The sequence below is a fragment of the Pseudoxanthomonas sp. LjRoot204_2 genome (genome assembly GCF_056175765.1).
The window spans coordinates 1-10,388 of the sequence record NZ_JBGFFG010000081.1; the positions used below are offsets into that span (position 1 = coordinate 1).

The 10,388-nt window shown below is 67.2% G+C and carries 11 protein-coding genes; 3 read left to right on the forward strand and 8 right to left on the reverse strand.

The genetic code is table 11. The annotated features are described in order from the left end of the window. On the reverse strand, positions 1–604 hold a 604-nt coding region (locus AC04L7_RS05835), incomplete at its 3' end, for an MFS transporter (RefSeq protein WP_475512673.1). A gap of 213 nt (positions 605–817) precedes the next feature. Here AC04L7_RS05835 and AC04L7_RS05840 point away from each other — a divergent pair. Further along, the gene (locus AC04L7_RS05840) at positions 818–2,461 is read left to right on the forward strand and encodes a GMC family oxidoreductase (protein ID WP_475512674.1); all 1,644 of its coding nucleotides are present in this window, start codon (positions 818–820) and stop codon (positions 2,459–2,461) included. Positions 2,462–2,768: 307 nt separating this feature from the next. Beyond that, entirely contained in the window at positions 2,769–4,196 is a 1,428-nt protein-coding gene (locus AC04L7_RS05845) for a serine hydrolase domain-containing protein (RefSeq protein ID WP_435996966.1), read from the forward strand. 57 nt (positions 4,197–4,253) lie between these two features. On the opposite strand, the gene AC04L7_RS05850 is transcribed toward AC04L7_RS05845, so the two are convergent. From AC04L7_RS05850 to AC04L7_RS05880, 7 genes are all read right to left on the reverse strand, one after another. Then, entirely contained in the window at positions 4,254–4,790 is a 537-nt protein-coding gene (locus AC04L7_RS05850; protein WP_435996964.1) for an SRPBCC family protein, read from the reverse strand. Between the two features lie 115 nt (positions 4,791–4,905). Further along, positions 4,906–5,340, reverse strand: a complete 435-nt coding sequence (locus tag AC04L7_RS05855; RefSeq protein ID WP_475512675.1) for a hypothetical protein — start codon at positions 5,338–5,340, stop codon at positions 4,906–4,908. A gap of 992 nt (positions 5,341–6,332) precedes the next feature. Further along, positions 6,333–6,728 carry a glycine cleavage system protein GcvH gene (gene gcvH / locus AC04L7_RS05860; RefSeq protein WP_296279706.1) on the reverse strand — a complete coding sequence of 132 codons (396 nt, stop codon included), beginning with the start codon at positions 6,726–6,728 and terminating at the stop codon, positions 6,333–6,335. Between the two features lie 84 nt (positions 6,729–6,812). Further along, positions 6,813–7,934 carry a glycine cleavage system aminomethyltransferase GcvT gene (gene gcvT / locus AC04L7_RS05865; protein ID WP_435996961.1) on the reverse strand — a complete coding sequence of 374 codons (1,122 nt, stop codon included), beginning with the start codon at positions 7,932–7,934 and terminating at the stop codon, positions 6,813–6,815. A gap of 88 nt (positions 7,935–8,022) precedes the next feature. Next, a complete protein-coding gene (locus tag AC04L7_RS05870) occupies positions 8,023–8,538 on the reverse strand; it encodes a hypothetical protein (protein WP_296279702.1) in 516 nt (171 codons plus the stop codon). Continuing rightward, positions 8,539–8,970, reverse strand: a complete 432-nt coding sequence (locus AC04L7_RS05875; protein ID WP_435996958.1) for an NfeD family protein — start codon at positions 8,968–8,970, stop codon at positions 8,539–8,541. Position 8,971: 1 nt separating this feature from the next. Further along, the gene (locus AC04L7_RS05880) at positions 8,972–9,937 is read right to left on the reverse strand and encodes an SPFH domain-containing protein (protein ID WP_435996956.1); all 966 of its coding nucleotides are present in this window, start codon (positions 9,935–9,937) and stop codon (positions 8,972–8,974) included. A gap of 132 nt (positions 9,938–10,069) precedes the next feature. Here AC04L7_RS05880 and AC04L7_RS05885 point away from each other — a divergent pair. Next, positions 10,070–10,388: RNA polymerase sigma factor (locus tag AC04L7_RS05885; RefSeq protein WP_475512676.1), on the forward strand; the 319-nt coding region annotated here is incomplete at its 3' end.

Consider the following 10,388-nt stretch of genomic DNA (forward strand, 5'->3'; position numbering starts at 1 on the left):
GCATCATGTTGGGAATGCCGACCCGCACCACCAGCGTCTTGGTCAGCACGGGCCCCAGGAATGCCCCCATCGTGCCGGCTGCGCCGATGTACCCGTAGAACTTGCGCGCCTCGGCATTGGTGAACACGTCCGCCATGAAGCTCCAGAACACGGCGACCGCGAACAGGTTGAATACCGTGATCCACAGGATGAAGGCCAGTCCGCGCCCCGCGATGCCGCTGTCGAACATGGCGTAGAACACGAGCAGCGTGGCGATGAAGAAGCCGTAGATCACCGGCAGGAACACCCGGCGCGGAAAGCGGCTGACCAGCCAGCCGTAGACCGGCTGCAGCACCAGCATGATGACGAACACGGCGCTGAAGATGAACTGCAGCGTGAATTCGCTGAGCGCGATGCCGCGGCTGGCGAAGAAGGCAATCAGTGCCGGCGGAAACACCGCTTCGATGTCGCTGGAGGCCGCCATCGCTTCCCGCACCGGCCGCAGCACGTAGTAGCCGCTCAGCAGGCAGAAGAAGTACACGAATGCCCACAGCAGCGGCGGCGACTCCGACAGCGCCGCGCGGAATCGGCCGAACCGGGTGGTCGCTGGGGAAGACGGGTCCATGGGCGCGGCCTGCGATCGTTTCATCGGGACGCGGGCACCGCCCGCCTGTGGCGCGCACGGTATCCGATGCGCTGCAACATCGCCAGCCTTTCCGGGGACGCGCTCCGCCGGAATCCCGCATTGCGCGTCCCCGGCGCCGGACGCGTCGAATGCCCGAGCATTTGCTCTATCCCCCGCCGCTAGGTTCGGCCGGACTTCGCAACAGGGCAGCATGTGTACGACTACATCATCGTGGGCGCCGGATCGGCCGGTTGCGTCCTTGCCCACCGCCTGAGCGAAGACCCGGCGTGCCGCGTGCTGCTGCTCGAAGCCGGGCCGCGCGACTGGCACCCCTTCATCCACATGCCCGCCGGCCTGGCCAAGCTGGTCGGCCAGAAAGGTGTCAACTGGAACTACGACACCGCGCCCGAGCCGCACCTGGACAACCGTCGCCTGTGGTGGCCSCGCGGCAAGGTGCTGGGCGGSTCCAGTTCGATCAATGCGATGTGCTACATCCGCGGCGTGCCCCAGGACTACGACGACTGGGCGGCTGCGGGTGCCGCCGGCTGGGGCTGGGCGGGCGCATTGCCCTATTTCCGCCGCTCGGAACACAACACCCGCGGTGCGGACACGCTGCATGGCGGCGACGGCCCGCTGCACGTGTCCGATCTGCGCTACACCAATCCGCTGTCCGCGGCCTTCGTCGAGGCGGGGGTGCAGGCCGGCTTCGCGCGCAACGATGACTTCAACGGTGCGACGCAGGCGGGCTTCGGGCTCTACCAGGTGACGCAGAAGGACGGTGCACGCTGTTCGGCGGCGGTGGCCTACCTGGACCCGGCGCGCGACCGCCAGAACCTCGACATCGTCACTGGCGCACTGGTGCGGCGCATCCTGCTGGAGAAGGGACGCGCCGTCGGCGTCGCCTACGCCCGCGGCGGCCATGAGATCGTCGTGCGGTGCGGACGCGAGGTGCTGTTGAGCGGCGGCGCGATCAACTCGCCGCAGTTGCTGATGCTGTCCGGCATCGGCCCGGCGGATCACCTGCAGCAGACGGGCATCAGCGTGCGGCACGCGCTGCCCGGCGTCGGCCGCAACCTGCAGGACCACCTCGACATCTGCACCCTGCAGCACAGTACGCAGCGCATCACCTACGACCGTACCAGCGAGCTGAAGACGGCCTTCGACTACTTCCTGCGCGGGCATCGCGGCCCGGGCAGCAGCAACATTGCGGAGGCCGGCGCGTTCGTGCGCTCGCCGCTGGCTCCGGACGACCGCCCCGACATCCAGATGCATTTCGTGCCGGCCATGCTGGACGACCACGGTCGTCACCGGCTGCCCGGCGACGGCTATACGTTRCATGCCTGCTTCCTGCGCCCGCGAAGCCGGGGCCGCATCGCGCTGGCGAGCGCGGATCCGCGTGCCGACGCGCGCATCGAAGCCCACTACCTGAGCGACCAGGAAGGCTTCGACCTGAAGATGATGGTCGAGTGCGCCAAGCTGTCGCGCGAGCTGTTCGCCCAGCCCGCGTTCGACGCCTACCGCGGAGCACCGATCCATCCCCGCCGCACCGACCTGTCCGATGCGGAGCTGGTCGACTTCATCCGCGCCAAGGCGGAGACCGTCTACCACCCGGTCGGCACCTGCCGCATGGGCAAGGATGAGGACGCCGTCGTCGACCCGCAGYTGCGCGTGCGCGGCATCGAGSGGCTKCGSGTGATCGACGCCKCSGTGATGCCGTCGCTGATCGGCGGCAACACCAACGCACCCACCATCATGATCGCCGAGCGCGCGTCGGATCTGATCCGCGGCCTTCCCACCTTGTGTGGCGACGACCTGTCGGCACACACGGCGCCGAGCGCACTGGCCACCGTCGACTGAGTTCGCACCCGCCGTACACAGCCCCCGCGCGGCGATCAAGCCGTGTATCTGTTCAGCCGATGCCCGCGCGTCGCGCTGGCGCGCGCCTTGTTGGCGCGGCACTTGCATGTGGTCTAGTGGATCTTCCTGAACGCGATGCACGCCCTCGCATCGCAGGCATTCCACCTTGCTGAATTGGGACGTTCCGCACATCCGCAATCCGCAACAGGATGAACAACATGCACACGGAACCTCTCCTTGTTTGTGCAACCGAAAAAAGCGGCGTTATGATCCCAGGCAGCATCCGCTCACGCAGGCGCCACGCACGATGAACCCCAAGAAAAGCCGGCGATCGCGCCATGTCTTCCGTGTCGGCATGATCGGCTTGCTGCTGCCGCTGACGCTTTCGTCCACGGCGCAGACACCGTCGAGCTGGAAGGCCGCCGGCCAAGGCCCGCAGGCCGCCGCGGCGACGGGCAATGCGGCGGCCAGCACGGCGCCCTACATGTCGCCCACGCAGCCGCGTCCCTACCGCACCTCGCTGGCGGAGCAGAACGTCCAGCCGCTCGCGGCGGGCTTCGACGTGCGTGCGTTCGAAACCATGGCCGAGCACCTCACGGTCGGCCAGCGCGTGCCTGGCCTGGCGATGGCCATCGTGCACAACGGCCGCGTGCTCAGCGCGCGCGGCTATGGCGTCACCGACGTGGTGAACCCGCAACAGGTCGACTCGCACACCGTGTTCCGGCTGGCGTCGCTGTCGAAGGCCTTCGCGAGCACGCTGACGGGCCTGATGGTGCAGGACGGGTCGTTGCGCTGGGACAGCAAGGTCAACCAGTTCGTGCCGGGGTTCCAGCTGAGCGATGCCAATGCGACGGCGCACGTGACCGTCGCGGATGTCCTCAGCCACAGCGTCGGCCTGCAGGCGCACAACGCGTTCGATCGCGACATCGAGGCCAATGCCGAGTACTACGACGTGGCCCGCAAGCTGGCCTACGCACCGCTGAAGTGCGCGCCCGGCGAGTGCTACGCCTACCAGAACGTCGCCTTCAGCCTGATTGGCGACGTGGTGTTCGCTGCGTCCGGGACGTTCTACGACCAGGCGGTGGACCGCCGCATCTTCAAGCCGCTGGGCATGAACGATGCGAGCATGGGCCTCGCCGGTATCGAAGGCAGCACGCGCTGGGCGCGTCCGCACGTGCGCACCCGCAATGGCTGGGTGTCGCTCACGCCGAAGCCCACTTACTACCGCCTGCCGCCGGCGGCGGGGGTCAACGCCAGCGCCAGCGATCTTGCGCAGTGGCTGATCGCCCAGACAGGTCATCGTCCCGACGTGCTGCCCGCGCCCCTGCTGGCGACGCTGCATGCACCGGTGGTGACGACGCCCGGGGAAATGCGCGGCGGCTGGCGCCGGGAGCGCGTCAACTCCGCCAGTTATGCGCTGGGATGGCGCGTGTTCGATTACGCGGGCCAGCAGGTGGTTTTCCATGCCGGCGCCGTGCAGGGGTACCGGGGGCTGGTCGCCCTCGTGCCGGGGCAGGATCTCGGCGTGGCCCTGGTGTGGAACAGCGACAGCTCGCTGCCGTCCGGCCTGCTGCCGACCATCCTCGATCGTGCGATGGGCCTGCCGGGCCAGCCGTGGGTAGAAACGCCTGCCGACTACGATCTGCTGCTCGCCGAGTCGCCCGACGGAACGCCGGTCGACAACCGGAAGGACAGCGGGACCTCTTCGCAGCGCGCGACCGCATCGCCGCGCTGAGCACTCATCGGACGCTGCCGGTGCGATGGGGAACCATCGACCGGGCAGCCGTCGTCGTCAGCGTTGCGCGTCCTGTTCGAGCATCGCCTTGAGCCTGGACAGCCCTTTCTCGTAGTCCGCACCGATCATCCGGTCGAACAGCAGGCCCAGCCAACGCTTGAGCGGGTTGAACCCGTGCGCGCTGTCGAACGCCCAGGTCACGCGCGTTCCGTCGCCTTCCGGCGCGATCAGATAGGTCGCCTGCGCCTGGCTGCCATCGAAATCCAGCGCCACCACGATGCGACGCTTGGGCTCGCTGGCGATGATCTCCTGGCTGCCGCTGCCCACTGCCCGGTTGCCCACCCAACGCATGCGCGCGCCCGCGCCACGGTCCGGACCTTCGAAGATGTACCTGGCCTGCGGGTCATACTCCGCCCACGGCGACCAGTCGTTGAAGCGCCGGAACGAGTCGAGCGTGTCGAAGACGGGTCCGGGGCTGCGCTTGATGACGACGGTGCGCTCGACATGCGTGGTTGACGGCAGGAACAACCCCACCACCACGAACAGCAACCCCAACGCGGCGATGGCCGCGAGCACCCATTTGATGAACTTCACGCGCCACCCTGTCGGCATCCGGAAAGCGGAAGCCTAGCGGTTCGCGCATAAAAAAACTCTCCCCCCGCTGGGCACAGGGAGAGAGTCCATGGTGTTACGGATAACCGGGGTGGGCTTAGATCAGCGGAGCCGGGGTGGCCGGCAGCGCGWCCGGGRCCGCTTTCTTCTTGGACTTCTTGGCAGGCTTCTTGGCGGCCTTCTTCGCGGCCTTCTTGGCCGGCTTCTTGGCTACTTTCTTGGCAGCCTTCTTCGCGGTCTTCTTGGCGGCCTTCTTGGCAACCTTCTTGGCCGGCTTCTTGGCTACCTTCTTGGTGGCCTTCTTCGCGGTCTTCTTGGCGGCCTTCTTCGCCGGCTTCTTGGCTACCTTCTTCGCAGCCTTCTTGGCGACCTTCTTCACTGCCTTCTTGGCCTTGGCGACCTTCTTGGCGACCTTCTTGGCAGCCTTCTTCACTGCCTTCTTCACGGTCTTCTTGGCAGCAGACTTCTTGGTGGCCTTCTTGGCAGCCTTCTTGGCGGCCGGTTTCTTCTTCGCAGCTTTCTTCATTGCCATGTGATGGCTCCTCGTCAGTGAACTATGGATTTTTACGTCTGGTTACAGCACATCTGCCCGGAGGCAGGCCCAGCTGCAAGAAACGCCGCGGGAGTCGGACCCGCCGGCAGCCGTCGTCGCGACACGCGCGGCGATACGGATTCCCCAGGGCGCCCGGCGTGCGAAACCCGGCTCCCTACAAATACGAAAACACCCGCGTCGCCAGGCGACACGGGTGCGGTGGAAAGGGTGCGTTGCGTTTTTCCGGGGGAAGCGAGGCCTGYGTCCACCGCGATCTGGGTGCGGACGATGGGCTGTGTTGTCTCTCGCGCTGTCGTGTTGATTCGACTCACTCGCTTCCGCAGCCGGTGCTGCTTGGGGCGAAACCTAATCACGGTTTTTCAAGGTGTCAACACCTTCGCGCAACTTTTTTCCGACGCCCCTCCCGGCGACACGGCGGCAGCGAGCGCGCGGAACCACCGTCCCGTGGCGATGGCGGATGCCCTCGACGCGACCCACTGACATGCGCGTGAAAAAAAACATCGGTAAAACGCGCATTTTTTTCATGGCGCATGCGCGCACCACGCGTCGGCCACGCGGCGCGGCATGCCATGCGGTCGCACCGACGTGCACGCCGATGGCTTGAACGGCGGCTAAAAAAAACTTTCGTCTGGGGCGTCGGATTTCGCGTCGCACAAGCCCGATTGCGCCAAATTGCGCAAACTTTTTTCTTCGCCAGGCGACGCATCGCGACGTTCGAAACCATGCCGTCGATGGGAGAACGCTCGCGATCACCTGCCGCGCATGCCACTCCGCCGCACGAACGCGTGACGCCCGGCGCGTACCCGCCATTCCACTTTTCCCGCCGCCGAAGGTGGCGCGCGACGGCGACGACGCACCCCGCCGTCTGTCCCGCGCGCTGCGCCGCGTCGGAAACGAAACGGGGAGCCGGCAGCGGCGGATCATCGTCCGCCATCGCCGGCTCCCCGTCGGGGACCGCCTGCAGGATTGCCTCAGTGGTCTTCGTCTTCGATCAGCTCGGCGTAGTCGTCGGGCGAGAGCAGGTCGTTGAGCTGCTCCGGCTCCTCGGCTTCGAGGACGAAGATCCAGCCTTCGCCGTAGGCGTCTTCGTTGATGGTTTCGGGCTTGTCGGCCAGCGCGGCGTTGACCTCGACGACCTTGCCGGTGATCGGGCTGTAGACGTCGGACGCCGCCTTGACCGACTCGACCACCGCGCTCGCGTTGCCGGCTTCGATGCGGTCGCCCACGTTGGGCAGCTCGACGTAGACCAGGTCGCCCAGCAGGCCCTGCGCGTGATCGGAAATGCCGACGGTGACGCGACCGCCAGCTTCAACGCGGGCCCACTCGTGGGACTTCAGGAACTTCAGATCGCCAGGAATCTCACTCATGGGGTGCTCCGGATCGCTGCGTGGGTCGGGAAGGGAACGATAGTTTAGCGGAGGAATGCGGAAGTGAAGGCTGCCAGTCGCGGCTCACTCCAGGACGCCCGGCTGCGGCTGTCCGTCGCGCACGAAYGGGAACTTCACGACGCGCACCGGCACGTCCCTGCCACGGATGTCCACGCGTACGCCGCCCGCGGCGCCCAGCGGAATGTCGCCGGCCGGCACGCGCGCGAACGCGATCGCCTTGCCGAGCGTCGGCGAGAAGGTGCCCGACAGGATCTCGCCGTCGCCATGGGCGGTGAGCACTTTCTGCCCGTGGCGCAGCACCCCCTTCTCGTCCATGACCAGGCCGATCATCTGGCGCGCCGCGCCGGTCGCCTTCTGCGCCTCCAGCGTGGCGCGGCCGGTGAACGGACGGCCTTCGTCCAGTGCGACCGTCCAGGCGAGCGCCGCTTCGTAGGGCGAAACGGTGTCGTCCATGTCCTGGCCGTACAGGTTCATGCCGGCCTCCAGGCGCAACGTATCGCGCGCGCCCAGGCCCGCCGGCTTGACGCCGGCATCGAGCAGCGCGTTCCAGAACGCCACCGCCTGCGCCTGCGGCAGCACGATCTCGTAACCGTCCTCGCCCGTGTAACCRGTGCGCGCGACGAACAGCGGCACGCCCTGGGCACTGGTGGCGTCGGCGGCGGCGAAGCGGGTCAGCTTGCCGACCTTCGCGCGGTCTTCTTCCCGCAACAGCCCGTGCACGCGCTCGCGGGCGGTCGGACCCTGGACGGCCACCATGGCGAAGTCCGGGCGCTCGGCGACTTGGACGTCGAAGGGCGCCGCCTGCGCGGTGATCCACGCCAGGTCCTTCTCGCGGGTGGCCGCATTGACCACCAGGCGGAAGAAGTCCTCCGCCAGGAAGTAGATGATGAGGTCGTCGATGACGCCACCCTGCGCATTGAGCATCGCCGTGTACAGCGCCTTGCCTGGCTTCTGCAGCTTGTCGACCGAGTTGGCGACCAGTTGGCGCAGGAATTCCCTCGTACGCGGCCCGCGCAGGTCGACCACGGTCATGTGGCTGACGTCGAACATGCCGGCGTCGCGGCGCACCTGGTGATGCTCCTCGATCTGCGAGCCGTAGTGGATCGGCATGTCCCAGCCGCCGAAGTCGACCATCTTGGCGCCGAGCGCGCGATGGGTGTCGTTGAGGATGGTCTTCTGGGTCATGACGGATTCCGGGACGGACAAAGAGGGCCATTATCCCAGAACGCACCAGCACGGTGCGGCACGACGGAGCGCCGTCGTACGCCGCGTGCTAAAGGCCGTAGTAGGCCTCGTTGATGCAGTCCACGGAACGCGCCTCCAGCACCTCGAAGCGGCCATCGGGCAACCGCAGCCGGCCCGCCCACGCGACATCCTTCAGCCATTCCGTCGCGGTGTCGTGCTGCCGAACGATCGCCGCCACGCGCGCGTCGTCGCGCCCGTTCACGCGGCAGGTGCCGAACTGAAGGTAGTAGCCGGTCCGTCCGGTGGGATACGGCAGCGCATCGGTGATGCGCCACTGCGCACGGGCGCCGTCGCGGCCGGCGAACTGGCCTGCCACCACGAAGCGCGGCACGGGGTCGCCATCGATTGTGGCTGCGGGTGCGGCCAGCACGCCGACGGAGTAATCGCAGACGCGGGCCGGATCCGCGGACTCCGAGACGCAACTCCCCCCCAACTCGTCGAGCCCGTCCGGGTAAGGCGGCATGACCTTGCCGACGAGATCCGTCGCCGCCACCGCCAACGGCGCCAGCACCGACATCGACCACGCCAGCCGCGGAACGCCCACTTACGCCTCCTGCACCTTCAGGGTCATGCCATTCACTGCGATCACCCGCACCCGCGTGCCGACGGGCAGGTCGGCACCTTCCACCGTCCAGAACGCATCGTCGATCTTGACCCGRCCGCGGCCGCTTTCGATGGGCTGGTCGAGCGTGGAGACGGTTCCCACCAGCTGCTCGGCGCGGCGGTTGAGCAGCGGCTTGTCGCTCTGCCGCCCCTTGCCGCGGAACCACTTGCGGTAGACCGCCACGGAGATCACGGCGAGCACGGAAAACAGCACCACCTGCGCCAGCCAGCCCACGCCCGGCGCGGCCAGCACCACGATCGCCATCGCCACCGCCGCGAATCCGAACCACAACATGAAGGCGCCCGGCGCCATCGCTTCCGCCGCGAACAGCACCAGCGCCGCGATCGCCCAGAACGCGAACTTGATGCTCATGTCAGCCTCCCGGGACGCGCGGCGGGCGCGGCGGCGCAGCAGCCTGTTGCTTGCCCAGCGCCTCCCTGGCGAGTTCGGCGATGCCGCCGATCGATCCGATGATGCCGCTGGCCTCCATCGGCATCAGCACGAATTTCTGGTTCGGCGCGGTGGCCAGCTCCTTGAACGCTTCCACGTATTTCTGCGCGATGAAGTAGTTGATCGCCTGCACGTCGCCCTGCGCGATGGCGTTGGACACCAGTTCGGTGGCCTTGGCCTCGGCTTCCGCCAGGCGTTCGCGCGCCTCGGCTTCGCGATAGGCGGCCTCGCGCTTGCCTTCGGCTTCCAGGATCGCGCTCTGCTTGTCGCCCTCTGCACGCAGGATTTCCGACTGCCGCGCGCCTTCCGCTTCCAGGATCGAGGCGCGCTTGTCGCGCTCGGCCTTCATCTGCCGGGCCATTGCGTCGACCAGGTCGCGCGGCGGCTGGATGTCCTTGATCTCGATGCGGTTGACCTTCACGCCCCACGGGCTGGTGGCGTGATCCACCACGCCCAGCAGCTTCGCATTGATCGTCTCGCGCTGGCTGAGCGACTCGTCCAGGTCCATCGAACCGATCACCGTGCGGATGTTCGTCTGCACAAGGGCGATCATCGCCTGGTCCAGGCTGGACACTTCATAGGCCGCCTTGGCGGCGTCCAGCACCTGGAAGAACACCACGCCGTCCACCTTCACCACCGCGTTGTCCTTGGTGATGACGTCCTGCGAGGGCACTTCGAACACCTGCTCCATCATGTTGACCTTGCGGCCGATGCTCTGCATGTACGGAATGAGGAAGTGCAGGCCGGGCGACATGGTGTGGGTGTACTTGCCGAAGTGCTCCACGGTGAACTCGTACCCCTGGGGGACGACGCGGACGCCCTTGAAGAAGGTCACGACGATGAACAGCGCCACCGCCGCGACCACGAGTGTCGAAATACCGAAATCCATGCTGGCCCCCTCCCGTGATGTGGCCTCGATTATAGGCGCCGGAGGGAGGGGGCCGGCGGGAACTTCACCGCCCCTGCGACGGTATTGCCTTCCGCCGCATCCCTACCTCCGAACCCCGACGAATTTCCCCGCTTGAGCCGATCGCAGTTCGCCATCGACATCCCCGACGCCCTGGTCGCCCGCGCGCGCACCGGCTGCCGGGAGGCGTTCGAGCAGATCTACCGACGGTTCGAGCGGCCGGTGTTCACGCTGGCGCTGCGCATCTGCGGCGACCGCGAGGAGGCCGGCGACGTGCTGCAGGACACCATGCTGAAGCTGTTCCACCACCTACCGGACTATCGCGCCGACTGCCCCTTCTGGGGGTGGCTGCGGCAGATCGCGGTCAACGAAGCCCTGCTGCGCCTGCGCCGGCAGAAGCGACTGGTTGCCGAGATTTCGGTGGAGGAAGACG

Coding starts and splice junctions, on each gene's coding strand:
- AC04L7_RS05845 (WP_435996966.1), top strand. CDS start 2,769: ATGAACCCCAAGAAAAGCCGGCGATCGCGCCATGTCTTCCGTGTCGGC.
- gcvH (WP_296279706.1), bottom strand. CDS start 6,728: ATGAGTGAGATTCCTGGCGATCTGAAGTTCCTGAAGTCCCACGAGTGG.
- AC04L7_RS05880 (WP_435996956.1), bottom strand. CDS start 9,937: ATGGATTTCGGTATTTCGACACTCGTGGTCGCGGCGGTGGCGCTGTTC.